The sequence below is a fragment of the Microbulbifer maximicatervae (SeqCode) genome, from assembly GCF_052467305.1.
Genome location: NZ_CP174306.1, coordinates 3,524,625 through 3,543,035 on the forward strand (window position 1 = coordinate 3,524,625; position 18,411 = coordinate 3,543,035).

The window sequence follows — 18,411 nt, forward strand, 5'->3', positions numbered from 1 at the left end:
AGGGAATTAAGCGTCACTTTCAAATTTACTTGATTTATATCAGCTGTGGACAGACAGGCAATTTCGCCCGCTGCGCTTTGCTTTATAAAGCGCTTGATCAGCCGCTTTAAGGATACTCTCGGGTTTCTTTAGTTTTTTATTGCGGTGGGCAACGCCAATACTCACAGTAACTTTTACTGGCTTCCCTCCGCCCTTTCCCCTGAGCGAAGCTCCTGCGGCAAGGCGCCCCGATGACCTCAGGCGCAGTGGGTAGCTTGAGATTTTCTCCCTGATTTTTTCCAATAAAGCTTCTTTCGCCTCGCGACTGCGGCCCGGAAGATAAATAACAAACTCCTCGCCGCCATAGCGAAACACGGTACCGTGAGAGTGGCGCGCGAGTTGAGCCGCAACCATTTGCAAAGCCTGATCACCCACTTGGTGCCCATAGCGATCATTCAACTTCTTAAAATGATCGATATCAACCATGGCAAGACTGTAATTCCATGCTGGCGTCAGCATCTGATAGCGGAAGGCCCGCCTGGAATGAAGCCCAGTCAGTTCATCGCGAAACGCCAATTCATAACTGGCCCCAAGCAGCGAAGCGACCAACAATATTCCCGCTACAGACCCGGTAAACTCGAGAGGAAGGCTCAACCAAACACTGCACAGCAGCAAAATAGAACAACTAAACAGACCCATAGCGGTGGGGCCAGGGTAGAGAAAAAGTAAGGCAAAAGCACCGAGAGCGGAGACACTGCCAATCAATTGTGGTAACGAAAATGCGTCGGGTAAAAACCCGGACAACCCCCTGGGCAAATTCTCGACCGGAAATGCCAGCTTCAGCGGCGCGCAGCAATCGTAGAGCAAGACAAAACCCACCCCCTCAGCCAGCAAAAACAGGCCCCACAGCAGCCCAAAAATACTGAAGACACTGCGATCACGACTGCAAGTGAACAGAACAAGATTTACCGCAACCAGTGAGAGATAAAGTGGGAGATCCCTGTGCAAGCTGGGGAGCAACTGGGAGTGAGCCGCGATGTATAGGGCCATGATAAGCAGCGCTGCAAGCGCAACCCGGCTTGAGCGAAAACCAAAACTGAGCAATGCCGCCATAGCCAATAGCAACACAGGCAGCTGCGGACTGTATAAGTGGGTCAGATCGATCCAGGGGAGATACTGCGCAACGAGAAGCACCAGAAGCATCCCTGGCAGCCAAATAAAGCGCAGCCATTGAAGGTACGGCGGCATGACATTCGCGGCAATAAAAGATAACGCGACATTATACGGACTTGGGACAAGCGTATACCCGGAACCAGGTCACAAAAGTGGAGGAAGGGAACTGGCAGGGCTTCAGAAATCTGCCCTACCAGCAAAAAGGAGCACTATTTAACGACACGCAGAGCCGGCTTTTTCACCGATTTTTTACCCAAACTGGTGGGTGGCGTCGGTTCGGGCGGCTCTGGAGTTTCCTCGGCCTCAAATACCATCCCCTGCCCGTTTTCCCGCGCGTAGATTCCGACCACAGACCCCACTGGAACTTGGATATCTGTCGGAACCCCGCCAAAACGGGCGTTAAACCTGATGGCGTAATTATCCATAGTCAGACTGGCAACCGCTGATTCCGAGATGTTCAGCACTATCTGACCATCGTCGTTCACATGTTGTTGCGGCACCAAAACACCGGGGAGGTGCGTATCAACCAGAATATAAGGAGTGCACCGGTTATCGGTTATCCACTCGTAAAACGCCCGCAGAATGTAGGGACGATTGGATGTCATGGCCGGCTTGCTCACCAGTATCCCCTCAACGCATTTCCCGTTCGTATTCGGTCAGACTCTGCTGGAATGCCTCGCGGGCAAACAGGCGGTCCATATAGTCCAGCAACGGCTTAACCTGCTTTGTTTTCGGGAGGCTGATTTCAAACTGCTCGAGGCGCCACAACAGCGGAGCCATGCAGCAATCTACCAGAGAAAACTCTTCATTAAAGAAGTACGGCAGGTCGGTAAACATCGGAGCGATGCCAACCAGGTTGTCGCGCAGTTCTTTGCGAGCGGAGGCCGCGTCCTTACCACCGGCAAGGATCTTGTCCACCAGAGGACACCAGTCGCGCTCGATACGATGCATGATCTGGCGGCTCTGCGCGCGGGCAACCGGGTAAACCGGCAGCAGCGGCGGATGCGGGAAACGCTCGTCCAGATACTCCATCATCACTTTGGTCTCGAACAGAACCAAGTCGCGATCTACCAGGGTTGGCAGGGAGTTGTAAGGATTGAGGTCAGCGAGTTCAGCTGGTTTATCATCGGCGTCCACATCGGTGATATCGACGGAAACCCCTTTCTCTGCAAGTACGATACGTACTCGGTGGCTATAGTGGCTGCGACCATCGGAGAAGAAGGTCATCGAGGAGCGCTTGTTGGTAGGCACACCCATGTTCAAACTACCTCAAACTTTAAGCCGGCTAGAGCCGACCTTTTATTCAAAATATAAAAGGGCAGTGAGTAAACCCACCACCCATTAGAGACAAACTAGCGACGGCTTTAGTGGTGCACGTCTTTCCAGTATTCGCGGTTCAGCAACCAGGCGAAGATAAAGAACACAAAAATAAACGCCAGCACATAGAAGCCAACACGCTTGCGATCTTCAGCCATCGGCTCAGCAATGTACTCCATAAAGTTGACGAGGTCATACATTGCCCCATCAAACTCTTCAGGTGTCATAGAGCCCTTCACCTTACCGACTTCCAGGCTACCACAGGCAGCATCCATAATCGGGTTACCGAGCTCATCGCGGACAACTTTACCGTGGTCGCGCTTGGGACCAGGGGCACACTCCTGCAAGCCTTGCAGCTCCATCAGAACGTGAGGCATGGCCACACTCGGGAAGACCTTGTTATTTACCCCGGTAGCACGACTGTCGTCCTTATAGAAGCTGCGGAGGTAAGTGTAGAGCCATTCCGGTGAGCGAGAACGAGCAACCAGCGTCAGGTCCGGCGGCGCGGCGCCGAACCATACTTTGGAATCATCTGGACGCATGGAGATTGTCATCAGGCTGCCGATCTTGTCGTCACCCAAAACCAGGTTCTCCATCATCAACTCAACCGGGATATCCAGGTCAGTGGCCACACGCTCCCAACGGGAGTAATTGGCACTATGACAACCCATACAGTAGTTGACGAAGTACTTGGCACCGCGCTGCAGGGACGGTTTGTTCCGCAGGTCGATGTTGATGTGATCCAGCTCCACCTCAGATTCTGCACCTACCGCTTTAATCGGGATAAAGGTCAGCAGGCCAACAACGATAATACCGATAAACAGGATGCCGAAAGTTTTACCGCCAGACGGGCTGGTTACACGCTCGGGCTCTGGGTAAACCTCATCGCGGCTAGTCAACCAAGGCAGTATTGCAAAGAAGCCAGCCAGCAACAGGGCTGCAATACCCACAAAGGTATTCACAAAACCGTTCTTACTCGCATCTTCATTGCCAAAAGTAAAGTTTGCGAATGCCATCCACAGGAACAGTACTGCAAAAGCCCCACTAACAATCCACGATCCCAGCCCTTTGCGTGCCTTCGGATTAGACCAAATAGGCATGGTCATGAAGAAAGCAAAGTAGAACAGGGTTCCCACCTGAGACAGGAAGTTACGTCCCGGAGTTGGAGATTTAACACCCAGGTAACCGAGGATAATAAACACTGCGGCAAACAGGAGCAGCAAGCCCTTGGGCAACCATCCTTTGTAGCGGATCGAGCGAACCGGGCTCTTATCCAACCAAGGCAGTACAAACAGAATTGCAATAGCAGCACCCATTGCAACAGTACCCAGGAACTTAGCCGGCAGAGGACCAATATCGATAGTTACAGCACGCAAGATTGCGTAGAACGGCGTAAAGTACCAAACCGGTGCGATATGCGGTGGCGTCTTCAGCGGGTTCGCCTCTTCGAAGTTAGCGTGCTCCAGGAAGAAACCGCCCATTTCTGGGAAGAAGAACACAACCGTCGCGAAGATGAACAGGAATACCGCAATACCTACCAAATCGTGAACAGAGTAGTAAGGATGGAAAGCAATACCGTCTTTAGGAATGCCGTTCTCGTCCTTGTTCTTCTTGATCTCGATACCGTCTGGGTTGTTGGAGCCAACCTCATGCAACGCCAGGATATGCAGAACTACCAGCAATACCAATACCAGCGGCAGTGCAATAACGTGCAGGGAGAAGAAGCGGGTCAGGGTAATACCAGAAATCAGGTAGTCTCCGCGAATCCACTCAACCAGGCTATCGCCAATACCGGGAATTGCTCCAAACAGGGAAACAATTACCTGGGCACCCCAGTAGGACATCTGGCCCCAAGGCAGTACGTAACCCATAAAGGCTTCTGCCATCAGCACCAGGTAGATACACATACCGAAAATCCACACCAGCTCGCGGGGCGGCTTATAAGAGCCGTACATCAAACCGCGGAACATATGCAGGTACACCACCACGAAGAAGGCAGACGCACCTGTGGAGTGAAGATATCGTATCAACCAACCCCACTCCACATCGCGCATGATGTACTCAACCGAGGCAAATGCCTCCTCGGCGGAGGGGTTGTAGCTCATAACGAGCCAAATACCGGTCAACAGCTGGTTGACCAGGACCAATAGGGAGAAAACGCCGAAGAAATACCACAGGTTAAAGTTTTTGGGCGCGTAGTACTTGCCCATGTGCTTATCCCAGGCCTGGTAAATGGGCAGTCTCTGATCTACCCAATCACCGAAATCTGCGAGCCATTTCATGCGGTGCCCTCCTGGTCTACGCCAATCACGATTACATCGTCGTTTTCATAGGAATAAGGCGGCACCTCCAGGTTGGTAGGCGCGGGAACACCGGTATAAACACGGCCAGCCATATCGTATTTGGAACCGTGACAGGGACAGAAGAAGCCACCCATCCACTCATCACCACCCAGATCGGCAGCACCCACTTCCGGGCGGTACATAGGTGCGCAACCAAGGTGCGTACACAGACCAACCAACACCAACAGCTTTGGCTTGATAGAGCGGTTTTCCGGATCTACATAAGCTGGCTGGATAGACTCCTCGGAGTTAGGGTCGCGCAGTAGAGGCTCCACTTTCTCCAGGTCTTGCAGTATTTCATCGGTACGGCGCACAACATAGACCGGCTTACCTCGCCACTCTACAGTGACCATTTGGCCCGGTTCAACTTTGCTAATGTTGTATTTAACCGGAGCGCCCGCGGCTTTCGCCTTGGCACTCGGCTTCCAGGAAGCGACGAAGGGAACGGCAACCCCCACCGCACCCGCGCCACCAACAACTGAGGTGGCAGCGGTTAGAAAACGGCGCCGTCCTACATTTACACCGTCATCACTCATGACGTAGTTCTCCCATCACAGCGACCCCGATAGCCCGGAGATTCGCTGGCCCAAACCCAAAAAGTCTTGAAAGAAGTCCCGCCCCGGCAGATTGCCCGCGCGAATAAACCCCACAAATCAAGCGGATACAAATCGGCGCAATGTTAAAGAAAATGCCAATTTGATACAAGGCAATGCTATGGGGAACGTCGGGAATCACGCGGCGAAACCGCGATAAATCCAGCAAAAGTCATAAGAGCGCTGGATAACCACAGATACGGGAATATAAAAAAGCCCGGCAAAAGCCGGGCCAAAAAGAAAGCTTAACGCTTGGAGAACTGCGGCTTCTTACGCGCTTTGCGCAGACCCACTTTCTTACGCTCAACCTCACGGGCGTCGCGGGTAACATAACCAGCGGCGCGCAGCGGTTGACGCAGCGCTTCGTCGTACTGCATCAGGGCACGGGTCAGGCCGTGACGGATAGCACCCGCCTGACCAAAGGAACCGCCACCTTTAACAGTAACAGTGATGTCGAATTTCTCGACCATTTCAACCTTTTCCAGCGGCTGACGCACGATCATGCGAGCCACTTCACGGCCGAAGTATTCGTCCAGAGTGCGACCGTTTACGGTGATCTTACCTTCGCCTGCTGTGAGGAATACACGAGCAGTAGAGGTCTTGCGGCGGCCGGTACCGTAGTATTGAGTAGTTGCCATCAGATTTATTCCCGTTTAGATCGCCAGTTCAATCGGCTGTTGAGCCACATGAGGATGTTCACTGCCGCTGTATACTTTCAGCTTCTTGAACATGGCACGACCCAAAGGACCTTTCGGCAGCATGCCTTTAACGGCGCTTTGAACGGTGCGCTCGGGCGCTTTTTCGATCAGCTTTTCGAAGCTGATGGATTTAAGACCACCAGGGTAGCCGGAGTGGCTGTGGTAGATCTTGTCTTTGGCCTTGTTACCGGTCACGCGAACCTTTTCTGCGTTGATTACAATGATGTAATCGCCAGTGTCCACGTGGGGCGTGTATTCAGGCTTGTGCTTGCCGCGCAGGCGGGTTGCGATCTCGGCAGCAATACGGCCGAGGGTCTTGTCCGCAGCGTCAACAATGTACCAGTCGCGTTTTACCGCCTCTGGCTTGGCACTGTAAGTCTTCATGTTATAAACACCTGTAATATGACCCCCAGAATTAGGGGCCGTCCCACAAAAGAGCGCGGATAGTACAAAAGGAGTGTATGCTTTTCAAGCGGAATTTACCCCGACTCGACAGACTTATTCGGGGCGATGGGGCCGCTCCAGATATTCGCGGGACTGCATCTCCAAAAGCCGACTCACCGTGCGCTCAAACTCAAACTTAAGATTCCGGCCGACGTACAACTCCTCAGCTGGAACCTCCGCAGAAATTACCAACTTCACGCACCGGTCGTAAAATTCATCCACTAGATTAATGAAGCGACGCGCCTGGGCATCCATACGCTCATCAAACTTGACTACCGACCCCAGAAGCACCGTGTGGAACTCCCTGGCCAATTCGATATAGTCATTTTGCGATCGCGGCCCATCGCATAGATCCACAAAATCAAACCACGCAACATCATCCGCTACTTTCAAGGCTCGAATTGGACGCCCCTCCACTTGCAGCTGAACCTGGCTACGGGCTTCGCAGCCGCTGACACTCAGCTGTGAAAAACTCTGCTCCAGACTGCTATCCGCCTCAGGTCCCAGCGGAGAATGATATAGCTCCAATATCTCCAGGGTGCGCAGCCGGTAATCGGTACCGCTATCGACATTAACCACCTTGGTGTACTTCTCCAGCAGATCGATGGCCGGAAGGAATCGTACCCTCTGCAACCCATCTTTATATAAGCCTTTGGGCACAATATTCGAGGTCGCCACTAGGGCCACCCCCCGGCGGAACAGCGCATCCAACAGACCGGCCAATATCATGGCATCGGCAATATCTGAGACAAAAAACTCATCAAAGCAGAGCACCCGAGCGCGGCGGGCAATCTTATCCGCCACCTTCTCCAGCGGATTCTTCTCCCCTGCGTACTCCTTTAGATCCTGGTGAACTCGACGCATAAAGCGATGAAAATGGGTGCGCTGTTTTTCCGCGAACGGCAGGGACTCAAAAAACGCATCCATTAGGTAGGTTTTTCCGCGGCCTACCCCACCCCAAAAGTAAAGACCCTTCTCGGGCTCATTAGCGCCACTGCGAATGCGGGACAAAAAACTAATAATCGCACCACGCTCAGATCGAGCCACCAGGCGCCGATGAAGATCCTGCAGCTCCTCAACTGCCTGACGCTGGGATTGATCCTCAACAAAGTCAGGGCGCTGAAGATCACTCTCATAACGCTCAAGAGGGGAAGAAAATAGTGGTTTGGCGGGCAACATAGAGGAAAATTTCTTCGACTACTGAATAACTGGCGCGCACTCTATCAAATTCAACCATTCAGCGCACAGATCACAGGACAAAACGGTCGACACCTCAATTACCAGTGCAACCATCCGAAATAGCCAGCCCTCCCTGCAAACTGGAACCAGGCGCCAAGCATTCTGTCGCAATTAGCCGACAACATTGAATTGTCAGCGTAATAATCGCGTATACTGGCCACTCTATTATGAGGGGCTACAGCCACGTAACAGCGGCTGCCCACAGTGCAGACACCGGCAAAGCCGAACACAGGCAGCCTCACCTCTTCGCGAGGTGATCTGTACAATAAAAAGCAAGTTGAGGAGGTAGTAAGTGCACTCTACATCGGTATTAATTCTAGTCGGCGTCCTCGGTATGACCCTGGGTGCATTCCTGGCATTCCTGGCTGTGCGCGGGCGTACCAGTGTCGAGCGCTCAGAGGAGCTGGAGCAGAGACTCCGTGAGGCCAACAACAAGCTCGAAGATTTCCAGCTACAGGTCAACGATCACTTTGACCAGACGTCACAACTCGTCCACAACCTCACCGAAAGCTACAAAGAGGTTCACGAATACCTTTCTAACAGCGCATTGCGCCTATCCAGCCAGGATATTGGTCGCCAAATGCTGAAAGCTGGTAGTGGGAAATTAAATGACAACGATGAAAAGCTGCAGGATATAGAGCCACCTCGTGACTGGGCCCCTAAAGAACCTGGCGCCAAAGGTACTCTTGCCGAAGACTATGGACTCGAAAAAGAGGCTCACGAAAGCAGTTAGGACAGACTGAGCCCACCAGACAGACAGGGGGCTAACACAGTTTTTCCAGATATAAAAAAGGCGGGTAACTACCCGCCTTTTTTATTTGGCACCTACAGACTCTGGTAATAGTCCATCAAAATCTGCGCCACTTCAGGACGGGAAAACTCCGGGGGCGGCGCAATACCATCACCCAACATTTCACGCACTTTAGTACCTGAAAGCAGAATAAAGTCTTCTTTCGTGTGATCAGGAACATCACGCATCATCACCACCTTATTCAACTTTTTGGAATAAGCGGTGTGGTCGGCACGGAAAATCTCAATCTCAAGAGCGCCTTCGGGCACCTTTTCATCGAAGATTGTCTGAGCATCGAAAGCGCCGTAGTAATCGCCAACGCCGGCGTGATCGCGACCAACAATCAGGTGGCTACAGCCACAGTTCTGGCGGAACACCGCATGCAATACCGCTTCGCGCGGGCCAGCATACAACATATCGAAGCCATAGCCGGTCACCATCACAGTATTCGCCGGGAAGTACAACTCTACCATCTTGCGAATGGAGGCATCGCGCACCGGAGCGGGGATATCACCAGGCTTCAGCTGGCCAAGCAGCATATGAATCAGCACACCATCGGCTTCCACTCCGTCGAGGGCCATCTTGCACAGCTCTTCGTGTGCGCGGTGCATCGGGTTGCGAGTCTGGAAGGCTACAACCTTATTCCAGCCACGCTCCTTGAATTCATTGCGAATCTCAACCGCAGTTCGGAAAGTATCCGGGAAGTCATTCTGGAAGTAGCTAAAGTTCAGCACTTCGATCGGGCCCGATATCAGAGTTCGACCCGCAGACTTAAAGGTTGCGACACCAGGGTGTTTCTCATCCAGAGTGCCAAACACCTGCTCAGCCATGGTGTCCATTTGCTCTTCTGAAATGGTTTCGATCGCCTCAACATCCATTACAGCGAGAACCGGGTTTCCCTCGACATTTGGGTCACGCAGGGCTATACGGGAGGCACCCTCAATTTCACTAGCGTCTTTAACAACATTAACAACCGGCACCGGCCAGAACAGGCCGTCTACTGTGCGCAAGGTTTCAGCAACACTCATGGCATCTGCCAGATTCATATAGCCGTGCAACGGATTGAAGTATCCTGCCCCAAGCATTACCGCATTAGCGGCGGCTGCCGAACTGACCACGATTGACGGCAGGGACTCCGCTTCATGCATCAACTGGTGATGCCTCTCACTGTCATATACAAAGCGTGGCTGAAGTTCAACGCTGCCATGGGGGCGAACTAGGGACATTTAGGTCTCCAAAAACAGTAGTTACCGGTTAGTCTTAAAATTTCGATTGGCCATTATACGCATCTATCGCAAGCGACCAATTTCAAGAGGATACATGGGCCATATTATACGCACAGATAGGGAAGCTTTAGACCCCAGCACCCAAGAGCAGGGCAAAGCGCCCACTAAGCACTAGAAAATCCCACCTACTTAGTAAGCCCCCAATTTTGACGTGTAATGATCAGTAATCCAGCACTACTCCAAATTCACTAATCAAATTATTACTATTTATTTATCAATTAGCGACACCCATAAGTGCCAATAATTGATGCAAGAGGTAATCAGCTATCACGGTAAATCCCCCTAGCACCCAGAGGCGATTAGCCAACTTATAAGGGGGCCACCTAGATCTTGAGATAACACTCAATATGGAGATCACCAACTTGAATCCAATGAATGTAAAAGTGCTGCCTATAAGACATAAAACAATCGCAACTATAGGGATGGCACTACTAGCCTCACTCACCTTTAGCGGTAATGCTATTGCCACAACTGAATCACCTCCTCTTCCCAGTAAGATTAATATTGAAGTAGCTTTGCCTGACCAACGCTTAGGGGGGGCTGATAACAACTTTTCAGAGATACTCGGCTTTGGCATCCCATTTAGAAAAGGTGTCATGAGTCAATCCGACCTACTCAATACTCAGGTAACTTGTACTCAGGCGGAACAGGAAGAAGATACTCCCTCTCACCAAGAGGTAAAAAATGTTTGGAGCGATGGAAGTGTTCGTTGGGCCTGGGTTGAATACCAGTGGTCTCCTGAATATTCTGGGTGCGAACTCAATCTCGCCCCCCAGCAAAACCCAAGAGAAAATACCTTACAAGGTGGGATCACCATTGAAAATATGGAAGATAATTCCATAACTATTAACACAGGAAAAATTCGACTAGCATTTAACAATACCTCTCTATTCCCTCAGAACATCGAACAGTCCAGCAGTCAAATTCCCGAGCCCATTTTAAACACTTCAATACTTCCTCACTTTTATTTGAAAGATAGCTCGAACTGCGGCTCAAGTGAATGCACCACAACATCCAAGTTAATCGACAACATTCACTGGAAGGTTGAACGTGATAGCCCTCTACGAATAATCATCACCGGAAGAGCGAATTACGTAACAGAGAGCGATGCAATATTAGCCGAGGCTCAAGTCAGATTTACACTAAAACACAACTCTGACATCATCGATATTGAACACACTTTATTTAACATCAAGGAGAAAGTTCAATATAGAGAGCTAGGAATAATGTTAGAGCCTACTGATCAGTTTGAGCTCTTTGCATCTAGCCAGGAGCGGGCTGAAAACACGTTAACCACCGAAAACAGCAGCCTAACTACACCCCCATCCCCATTCATATTTTGGTCCGCTGAAGATGAAGAGTACATTCAACACGTTGACTACAAACTAAGATCCATTCTTGATAGCTTCCCTAAGGCATATGTTCAAACAATCTCGGAGATGGAAGACTTCAACAGCCCTGAGGATGTGGTCAATCACTATGAAGAAAAACCCTTTCATTTAGGCACTGCCCGCACTCACAAATTACGGATATCCTTCCTCCCCCAAGGTTCCGACAACACCACCATAGAAAACTATCTCCTTCAAACCCTAATTTCACCACACTTGGCTTACATTGCCCCCGAATACATTACGCATGTTGATAACGCTGTATTTCCAGTAATGGCTACCTACCTCCAAGGGGTCAATTACAACAAAAATCTCGAGAATTTGCGTTCACAATGGTTTGATCATTATTTAGCACAAAGTGAATGGTATCCACTTAGCGGCTGGTACGATTATGGGAGAGTACCTTACAACCGGTTTATGAAAAATCCATCACAAAATTCTGAGGGCAACTTTGATATTTACCCAAACTGGTATCGGCAAACCATTTCTCACTACCACATTGTTCGCAATAGTATCTTCAGCTGGGCCCGCTCTGGAGACCGAAAATATATAGATTTTGCCCGCAAAGCGAATCGACACACCCGGGACTTCCACTTTTCTCACAAACTCGAAACAAATATATCCAACGCCCCCCACTTTACAGGTCAATACCTGGGCGGTAAGGACTCACGCTTTCCTTTTTATTGGACAAAACCTGCACTAGACGTTATGCAACAGATAAGTGATGGGGAGGACCTTTCCTCAATTATGTATGAGTATTTTCTTTTTGATGACCTTGCCAGTTTCGACACATTGAAAGGTTATCAGGATTTCATCTACTACCATATGAATAGATACCCATACCCCACAAACGCCTCACCAGTAGAACAGCGGGATCACATAAAGAAATATTACTTTACCAGTACACCTTTTCCTTCAATGTCTGCGATGCTTAGTACCCACAAAGCCCTCACAGGCAGAATAGAGAATGGGCAAGTAGTTCACGAAACCAAGATAAGGGATGCTTTAGAGGAGTTTCTGCCTCACTTTTACAGTCAGCATGAAGCCTTTGCTTTATCACCCGATTACTGGCAAGAAAACTATCCAGGCCACAACAACCTAAAGGTACACTACAAACTTGACCGCAAGCTGTCTGCCCTTCTCGATGCACACTACTACTTTCATACTGAACCTGCATCGAGCGATAACCTTAACTTGTCATTACTGCCTCAACAATTAGCCAATGTATATCTAACCCCCGAGTCAGATGCCACCTTTGCCAAAGGCGTTTTCGTCTCGCAAAGTTTGGCCCCCATGTTTAATGGCATCGGCTACCAAGCTACTTGCAATCAGGAAAGTAAAGCTGCTTTAGAGTGGAACTTAAGTGTGGCAGACGCGCTCTTTCAGGAAATGAAGGATCATAATGTCGACTTCAAAAGCAGAATTGATGATATGCCGACCGAGAACAACACATCAGGATGGTTTGCCTTTAAATCACAATACTTACAAGACAACCACGATATAGGCACGGACACGGCACGTGAAGCCGAATATCATATAGAGCCTTCTCGCAACGCCTACATGCTTTACGCCTTACCTATCGCTGTTGAATACGCTAGAAATATGACCGTCCAGTGCCTTGACACCTCGCATAGCCACTAGAAACAGATATAACGACAACCGCCACCAATTTGCATGAGGCGCTAGTGGCGGTTCCTCCAACACAAAAGCTTCAAACGAGATACCAACTAGAGGAGGCTTATTCCTTGAAACATAGCAATTGGAAACCTGTAAGCAATACAGAGCTCTAGATTGCCCATTACATCGTGACATCAGCTCTACAAGAGAGGACAAGATTTTCCCTCTCTTCATGCTGTCCACAGCGATTCTCCCTAAGGACGTGTGTATAATCAGGGCAAAGAGGAGTCACGAGTGTCCCAGAACCGATTTCTACAAGATTGGGCCCTACCTGCCCTGATAGGCCTTGCCATGGCCGCCCTGCTCTTGGTTATATTCCCTCAACTGCGTGGTGTCGCCCCCAAGACAGATGTAAGCAGTATCCAAGGCCCGGTTTCCTATGCCCATGCCGTCAATGTGGCAGGTCCCGCTGTTGTGAATATCTATACCCGCATGGCCATGCCTAAACGCCAGCACCCTCTATTTAACGACCCCCTTTTTAGGCGTTTATTCGACAATATGGACGTGCCACAAAGGCAGAGGATGCAGTCCAACCTTGGATCAGGTGTCATTGCCAGCGACAACGGTTACATTTTAACCAATCATCACGTCGTCGATCAGGCTGATGCCATTGTTATTCTTTTAGCTGATGGACGGGAAGCACAAGCAAGACTCGTCGGAAGCGATACCGATTTTGACTTAGCCGTCCTCAAGATTGATCTAGACGGGCTGACTTCTATTTCTGTTGGTGAGCCCGACAGGGCGCAAGTGGGCGACGTCGTCCTCGCAATCGGCAACCCTTTTGGTGTTGGACAAACTGTGACCCAAGGTATTATCAGTGCGAAAGGCCGTCACCTTGAAAACTCAGGTACCGGCAGCTACTTACAGAACTTTTTGCAGACAGATGCTGCAGTCAATCCGGGGAACTCAGGAGGCGCCCTGGTTGATTCCCGTGGACGCCTGCTCGGCATCAATACCTCAATACTCAATCAATCCGGTTATTCCGGCGGTATTAGCTTCGCCATTCCAGCCAATATTGCCTTTAAAGTAATGCAGGATATTATCGCTTACGGTCGCGTCGTGCCCGGCTGGCTGGGTATTGAAGCCACCGGCATTAGCCCCCAAATGGCCAAAGAGTTCAATTTAAATTCCATGGGTGGTGTATTGGTGACAGCCATCTACAATGAAGGCCCCGCACATATTGCTGGCCTTCAACCAGGGGATGTCATCACGCACCTGGATGGCTTGCCCATCGGCGATGGCAAGCAAGGAGAAGCAACTATGGCCACCCTGCGTCCCGGCGACACCATCTCCATCACCTTTATTCGTGATGGGGCATCCCACACAGTTGAAGCAACTGTTTCAGAAGAACCCCAAACAAAAACGACGATAGAGTAAATTCATAAGGAAGTGTCTCTATGCGCTCACTGGTATTAGCCTTGCTCTTTATTACCTCTACTGCGACCGCAATGGCTGGGGATAGAGAGGACTTACACCAATTGCTGACAAACTTTATCGGCAAGGCCGCCACTGATTCCCAGGCCCATCAACGTTTCTGGGCCGAGGATCTGGTATATACCAGCTCCGGAGGAAAACGCTTTGGAAAAAGCGAGATTATGCAAGGAATGCAAACATCTCCCACCAAGCCTGTAACTACGAGCTATGCCGCCGAGGAGATCGACATTCGGTTGCTAGGGAATATCGCTATCATTGCATTCAAGTTATCTGCAAATGACAGCGGCAAGGGTGAACAAAGCTACTACTTTAATACCGGCACATTTATTAAACGGGACGGTGAGTGGCGCGCGCTAGCCTGGCAGGCTACCCGCATCCCCCCTATAGAATAAGTGCATTATGTACACCCCGCATAGAGGAACCTGTCGGGGTGTATTACTCAGAGATCCTTGACCCGAAAACCCGCAGAGCGGGCATGAGCTTCTAACCCCTCCCCGAGCGCAAGAGTATGCGCTACACGCCCCAAGGTATCAGCACCTTTTTCAGAACAGTGGATCACCGAACTTCGCTTCTGGAAATCGTAAACTCCCAGCGGTGAGGAAAAACGGGCAGTGCCACTGGTAGGAAGGACATGATTGGGGCCAGCACAGTAATCTCCCAATGCCTCTGCCGTATAGCGCCCTAGGAAAATGGCTCCGGCATTCCGGATCTCAGGAAGGTAAGCCTCAGGATTATCTACTGAAACTTCCAGATGCTCCGGTGCAATCCGATTAGAGATTTCGATCGCCTGCTGTATGGACTCCACTTGGATCAACGCTCCACGATCAGCAAGGGAACGGGAAGCAATCTCAGCCCGAGGTAACTCGACCAAAAGCCTTTGCAGCGAACTCTCAACCCGATCTAAGTACTTGGAGTCAGGACACAACAGAATTGACTGCGCCTGTTCATCGTGCTCAGCCTGTGACAACAGATCCATGGCAATCCAGTCAGGATTTGTTTGCCCATCACAAATCACCAGAATTTCAGAGGGGCCAGCAATCATGTCGATAGCAACATGACCAAAAACAGCTCGCTTGGCACTGGCCACAAAGATATTCCCCGGGCCAACTATTTTATCCACCGCGGGAATAGACTCAGTACCATAGGCTAGCGCCGCTACTGCCTGGGCACCACCAATCGTAAACACCTGGTCCACTCCAGCTATTGCCGCTGCCGCCAACACCAGGTCGTTCAGCTCCCCCTTCGGAGCCGGCACCACCATATAAACAGTATCTACGCCAGCTACTTTTGCTGGAATTGCATTCATAAGCACGGAGGAAGGGTAACTAGCCTTCCCGCCGGGAACATAAATGCCAACACTTTGCATAGGGGTAATCTGCTGCCCCAAGACAGTCCCATCGGCTTCCGTATAGCGCCAGGACTCCTGCCTTTGATGCTCGTGATAGCGCCTCACCCTATCAGCGGCTGCCTCCAGGGCCTCGCGCTCCTCGATACCAATACGACCTAGAGCTGCGGTAAGCTCAGCGGCCGATAGAGCAAAGTCTTTCGCGCTTTCCAGATGCCGATGATCAAAGCGGTTGGTGAACTCGATAACAGCCTTATCACCAAGGGAGCGAACACGCCGCAATATTTCTGCAACGATACTTTCGACCTCTTGATTCGCCACTGCCTCCCAAGCCAATAGCTGCTTCAATTGGCCATCGAAATCTCTATCGACCGTATTTAGCCGATGAATTACTTTGCTCGTCATAATGCTTCGGGTATCTATTTGGTTTGTGCCACAGCCGATGCCAGCCTCTCAATCAAACTATTGATTGGCGAATATTTCATCTTCATGGCTGCTTTATTGACGATCAATCGACTGCTGATTTGCGCGATGGTTTCTCGGGCCTCAAGGCCATTGGCCTTTAGCGTATTGCCACTATCTACAATATCGACAATCTCGTCAGCCAAATTCATTAGTGGAGCAAGCTCCATAGCTCCATACAGCTTAATGATGTCAACCTGACGACCAATAGAGGCATAGTGCTTTTTGGCACTTTGTACAAACTTGGTAGCGACCTTAATTCGACCGCTGGGCAGTTGCCCGCCCTTGACACCAGCTGTCATCAGGCGGCAGCGGGCAATGCCCAAATCGAGAGGCTCGTAAATACCATCAGAACTATGCTCGAGAAGAGTGTCTTTCCCCGCCACGCCAATATCTGCGGCTCCATGCTGCACATAAGTTGGTACATCCACTCCCCTCAGGAGGAGGAGATGTACCCCTTCGCGATTCGTCGGAAATATCAACTTTCGGCTTTTAGTTAGGTCTTCAGTAGGCTCCAACCCCGCCGCCTTAAGAAGCGGTAGAGTCTCCTGAAGAATCCGCCCTTTTGTCAGTGCGATTGTAATTTGTGCAGTCATTTTGATTTATGCCAGTCCGTCATTGGCTCTTAAGGTTAACTTGGCAGCAATCAGCCAGGGACACGCCGAATATTCGCGCCGAGCTGTCGTAGCTTTTCCTCAATACACTCGTAGCCGCGGTCAATATGATAAATACGATCTACCATAGTAGTACCCTCCGCCACCATACCAGCTATAACCAAGCTAGCTGACGCGCGCAGATCTGAAGCCATTACTGGAGCGCCCTTAAGCTTCTCCACCCCGGTAACAATTGCTGTATTGCCCTCCAGAGTGATATCCGCCCCCATTCGATTCAGCTCATGAACCTGGATTAAGCGGTTTTCAAAGATTGTCTCAACTACAGTTCCCTTCCCTTCGGCAACAGCATTCATTGCTGTGAACTGGGATTGCATATCTGTAGGGAAGGCTGGGTAAGGCGCGGTACGGAAGCTCACCGCTTTAGGGCGATTGCCTTTCATATCCAGCTCAATCCAATCGTCGCCACAACTGATATGAGCTCCGGCCTCTTCGAACTTAACCATAACCGCATCGAGGATATCGGCACGAGTATTGAGCAGGCGCACTTTGCCCCTCGCCGCAGCAGCTGCCGCAAGGAAGGTTCCGGTTTCAATACGGTCCGGCATAACAGTGAACTTGCAGGGGGTAAGCTTAGGTACACCGTGAACACGCAGGGTGTCAGTGCCAACCCCTTCAATCTGAGCCCCCATAGCAATAAGGAACTCTGCCAAATCGACGATTTCGGGCTCGCGAGCGGCGTTGTGCAAAGTCGTAGTTCCCTCTGCCAGTGCCGCTGCCATCAACAGGTTTTCAGTGCCGCCAACTGTCACTTTCTCCATTACAATATTGGCTCCCTTAAGACGACCATTGGAGCGCGCCCGAATGAAACCACCATCGATGGTTATCTCAGCACCCATTGCCTCAAGGCCCTTTAGGTGAATATCGACCGGGCGACTGCCAATTGCACAACCACCAGGGAAGGAGACATTCGCAACCCCATGCCTAGCCAACAGGGGCCCAAGAACCAAGATTGAGGCCCGCATCGTCTTAACCAGCTCATAGGGAGCGGTCAGGTCATTGACTGAGCGAGGGTCAATCTCAACACCCAGCTTTTCATCAATAGTGACGTCACACCCCATACACCGGAGCAAGGTGATCATGGTGGTAATATCGTTGAGATGCGGCAAATTATCGATTTGCACAGGCCCGTCAGCCAATAAAGCAGCAGCCAATATCGGCAAGGCTGAATTCTTAGCTCCAGAAATCCGCAGAGTCCCGGAAATTGGGCTGCCGCCCTCTATTATCAACTTATCCATTCAATCTCTTTCTAGATAGCCAACACCTCAGTGGCAATGGCAAGTTAACGACTGGCTTCTTCTGGGGTCAGAGTCTGCATTTGCACGGCATGCAAGGTGCCATCGGCGATCTTTTCACCAAGAGCGGCATAGACAAGCTGTTGCTTTTTTAAACGACTCAGACCTTCAAAGGAACTGCTCACTACAGTGACCATCAGGTGACTACCTTCAAAAGCCACTTCAACAGTGCTGTCGGGAATTTGCCCTTCGATCAGGGCCTTGATTTCGTCTGGTTGCATAGGAGGGACTTGCGATTGGTTAAAAACAGCACGCAAGTGTACTTGAATCAAGCGGAG

General features: G+C 50.6%; 17 protein-coding genes. 4 read left to right on the plus strand and 13 right to left on the minus strand.

Annotated features, from left to right (window positions below):
- Positions 1 to 39: 39 nt before the first annotated feature.
- The 8 genes from ACJJI4_RS15365 to zapE all read right to left on the minus strand — a co-directional run bounded on the left by ACJJI4_RS15365 (position 40) and on the right by zapE (position 7,725).
- On the minus strand, positions 40 to 1,227 hold the full coding sequence (locus ACJJI4_RS15365; protein WP_444925705.1) for a GGDEF domain-containing protein: 1,188 nt from the start codon (positions 1,225 to 1,227) through the stop codon (positions 40 to 42).
- A gap of 134 nt (positions 1,228 to 1,361) precedes the next feature.
- Positions 1,362 to 1,757 carry a ClpXP protease specificity-enhancing factor gene (locus tag ACJJI4_RS15370; RefSeq protein ID WP_108735312.1) on the minus strand — a complete coding sequence of 132 codons (396 nt, stop codon included), beginning with the start codon at positions 1,755 to 1,757 and terminating at the stop codon, positions 1,362 to 1,364.
- A gap of 25 nt (positions 1,758 to 1,782) precedes the next feature.
- Positions 1,783 to 2,409, minus strand: coding sequence for a glutathione S-transferase N-terminal domain-containing protein (locus tag ACJJI4_RS15375; protein WP_108734210.1), 627 nt, complete (start codon positions 2,407 to 2,409; stop codon positions 1,783 to 1,785).
- Between the two features lie 107 nt (positions 2,410 to 2,516).
- Positions 2,517 to 4,751 carry a ubiquinol-cytochrome c reductase gene (locus ACJJI4_RS15380; protein WP_444925706.1) on the minus strand — a complete coding sequence of 745 codons (2,235 nt, stop codon included), beginning with the start codon at positions 4,749 to 4,751 and terminating at the stop codon, positions 2,517 to 2,519.
- Positions 4,748 to 5,347: a ubiquinol-cytochrome c reductase iron-sulfur subunit gene (petA, locus tag ACJJI4_RS15385; RefSeq protein WP_413663029.1), complete on the minus strand. Its 600-nt coding sequence runs from the start codon at positions 5,345 to 5,347 to the stop codon at positions 4,748 to 4,750. The genes ACJJI4_RS15380 and petA overlap by 4 nt, the downstream gene beginning before the upstream one ends.
- Positions 5,348 to 5,649: 302 nt before the next feature.
- Complete coding sequence (rpsI, locus tag ACJJI4_RS15390) at positions 5,650 to 6,042, minus strand: 30S ribosomal protein S9 (RefSeq protein ID WP_413663030.1); 393 nt, start codon at positions 6,040 to 6,042, stop codon at positions 5,650 to 5,652.
- A gap of 15 nt (positions 6,043 to 6,057) precedes the next feature.
- Positions 6,058 to 6,486: a 50S ribosomal protein L13 gene (gene rplM / locus ACJJI4_RS15395; RefSeq protein WP_108734214.1), complete on the minus strand. Its 429-nt coding sequence runs from the start codon at positions 6,484 to 6,486 to the stop codon at positions 6,058 to 6,060.
- Positions 6,487 to 6,600: 114 nt separating this feature from the next.
- Entirely contained in the window at positions 6,601 to 7,725 is a 1,125-nt protein-coding gene (gene zapE / locus ACJJI4_RS15400) for a cell division protein ZapE (protein ID WP_444925707.1), read from the minus strand.
- Positions 7,726 to 8,077: 352 nt separating this feature from the next.
- Between zapE and ACJJI4_RS15405 the strand changes: the two genes are divergently transcribed.
- On the plus strand, positions 8,078 to 8,518 hold the full coding sequence (locus ACJJI4_RS15405) for a Z-ring associated ZapG family protein (RefSeq protein WP_282933890.1): 441 nt from the start codon (positions 8,078 to 8,080) through the stop codon (positions 8,516 to 8,518).
- 92 nt (positions 8,519 to 8,610) lie between these two features.
- Here ACJJI4_RS15405 and sat read toward each other — a convergent pair whose 3' ends face one another.
- Entirely contained in the window at positions 8,611 to 9,801 is a 1,191-nt protein-coding gene (gene sat, locus ACJJI4_RS15410; RefSeq protein ID WP_444925708.1) for a sulfate adenylyltransferase, read from the minus strand.
- Positions 9,802 to 10,208: 407 nt separating this feature from the next.
- Here sat and ACJJI4_RS15415 point away from each other — a divergent pair, with 407 nt between their 5' ends.
- From ACJJI4_RS15415 to ACJJI4_RS15425, 3 genes are all read left to right on the plus strand, one after another.
- The gene (locus ACJJI4_RS15415; RefSeq protein WP_444925709.1) at positions 10,209 to 12,890 is read left to right on the plus strand and encodes a hypothetical protein; all 2,682 of its coding nucleotides are present in this window, start codon (positions 10,209 to 10,211) and stop codon (positions 12,888 to 12,890) included.
- A gap of 270 nt (positions 12,891 to 13,160) precedes the next feature.
- A complete protein-coding gene (locus tag ACJJI4_RS15420; RefSeq protein WP_444925710.1) occupies positions 13,161 to 14,303 on the plus strand; it encodes a trypsin-like peptidase domain-containing protein in 1,143 nt (380 codons plus the stop codon).
- A 20-nt stretch (positions 14,304 to 14,323) separates the two neighbouring features.
- On the plus strand, positions 14,324 to 14,752 hold the full coding sequence (locus ACJJI4_RS15425) for a nuclear transport factor 2 family protein (protein ID WP_444925711.1): 429 nt from the start codon (positions 14,324 to 14,326) through the stop codon (positions 14,750 to 14,752).
- 47 nt (positions 14,753 to 14,799) lie between these two features.
- Here the strand turns inward: ACJJI4_RS15425 and hisD are convergent, their stop codons facing one another.
- From hisD to ACJJI4_RS15445, 4 genes are read right to left on the minus strand one after another with little or no spacing between them, the layout of a single operon-like run.
- Positions 14,800 to 16,110, minus strand: coding sequence for a histidinol dehydrogenase (gene hisD, locus ACJJI4_RS15430; protein WP_444925712.1), 1,311 nt, complete (start codon positions 16,108 to 16,110; stop codon positions 14,800 to 14,802).
- 14 nt (positions 16,111 to 16,124) lie between these two features.
- The gene (gene hisG / locus ACJJI4_RS15435; protein ID WP_444925713.1) at positions 16,125 to 16,763 is read right to left on the minus strand and encodes an ATP phosphoribosyltransferase; all 639 of its coding nucleotides are present in this window, start codon (positions 16,761 to 16,763) and stop codon (positions 16,125 to 16,127) included.
- 50 nt (positions 16,764 to 16,813) lie between these two features.
- Positions 16,814 to 18,076 carry a UDP-N-acetylglucosamine 1-carboxyvinyltransferase gene (gene murA, locus ACJJI4_RS15440; RefSeq protein WP_444896352.1) on the minus strand — a complete coding sequence of 421 codons (1,263 nt, stop codon included), beginning with the start codon at positions 18,074 to 18,076 and terminating at the stop codon, positions 16,814 to 16,816.
- 44 nt (positions 18,077 to 18,120) lie between these two features.
- A complete protein-coding gene (locus ACJJI4_RS15445) occupies positions 18,121 to 18,354 on the minus strand; it encodes a BolA family protein (protein ID WP_444896351.1) in 234 nt (77 codons plus the stop codon).
- Positions 18,355 to 18,411 lie beyond the last annotated feature (57 nt).

Bases quoted from the DNA above. Each gene is read 5' to 3' on its own strand.
- ACJJI4_RS15425 (WP_444925711.1), top strand. From the start codon at position 14,324: ATGCGCTCACTGGTATTAGCCTTGCTCTTTATTACCTCTACTGCGACC.
- rplM (WP_108734214.1), bottom strand. From the start codon at position 6,486: ATGAAGACTTACAGTGCCAAGCCAGAGGCGGTAAAACGCGACTGGTAC.
- ACJJI4_RS15365 (WP_444925705.1), bottom strand. From the start codon at position 1,227: ATGCCGCCGTACCTTCAATGGCTGCGCTTTATTTGGCTGCCAGGGATG.
- ACJJI4_RS15375 (WP_108734210.1), bottom strand. From the start codon at position 2,409: ATGGGTGTGCCTACCAACAAGCGCTCCTCGATGACCTTCTTCTCCGAT.
- murA (WP_444896352.1), bottom strand. From the start codon at position 18,076: ATGGATAAGTTGATAATAGAGGGCGGCAGCCCAATTTCCGGGACTCTG.
- sat (WP_444925708.1), bottom strand. From the start codon at position 9,801: ATGTCCCTAGTTCGCCCCCATGGCAGCGTTGAACTTCAGCCACGCTTT.
- petA (WP_413663029.1), bottom strand. From the start codon at position 5,347: ATGAGTGATGACGGTGTAAATGTAGGACGGCGCCGTTTTCTAACCGCT.
- rpsI (WP_413663030.1), bottom strand. From the start codon at position 6,042: ATGGCAACTACTCAATACTACGGTACCGGCCGCCGCAAGACCTCTACT.
- hisD (WP_444925712.1), bottom strand. From the start codon at position 16,110: ATGACGAGCAAAGTAATTCATCGGCTAAATACGGTCGATAGAGATTTC.
- hisG (WP_444925713.1), bottom strand. From the start codon at position 16,763: ATGACTGCACAAATTACAATCGCACTGACAAAAGGGCGGATTCTTCAG.
- ACJJI4_RS15415 (WP_444925709.1), top strand. From the start codon at position 10,209: ATGGAGATCACCAACTTGAATCCAATGAATGTAAAAGTGCTGCCTATA.
- ACJJI4_RS15445 (WP_444896351.1), bottom strand. From the start codon at position 18,354: ATGCAACCAGACGAAATCAAGGCCCTGATCGAAGGGCAAATTCCCGAC.
- zapE (WP_444925707.1), bottom strand. From the start codon at position 7,725: ATGTTGCCCGCCAAACCACTATTTTCTTCCCCTCTTGAGCGTTATGAG.
- ACJJI4_RS15370 (WP_108735312.1), bottom strand. From the start codon at position 1,757: ATGACATCCAATCGTCCCTACATTCTGCGGGCGTTTTACGAGTGGATA.
- ACJJI4_RS15380 (WP_444925706.1), bottom strand. From the start codon at position 4,751: ATGAAATGGCTCGCAGATTTCGGTGATTGGGTAGATCAGAGACTGCCC.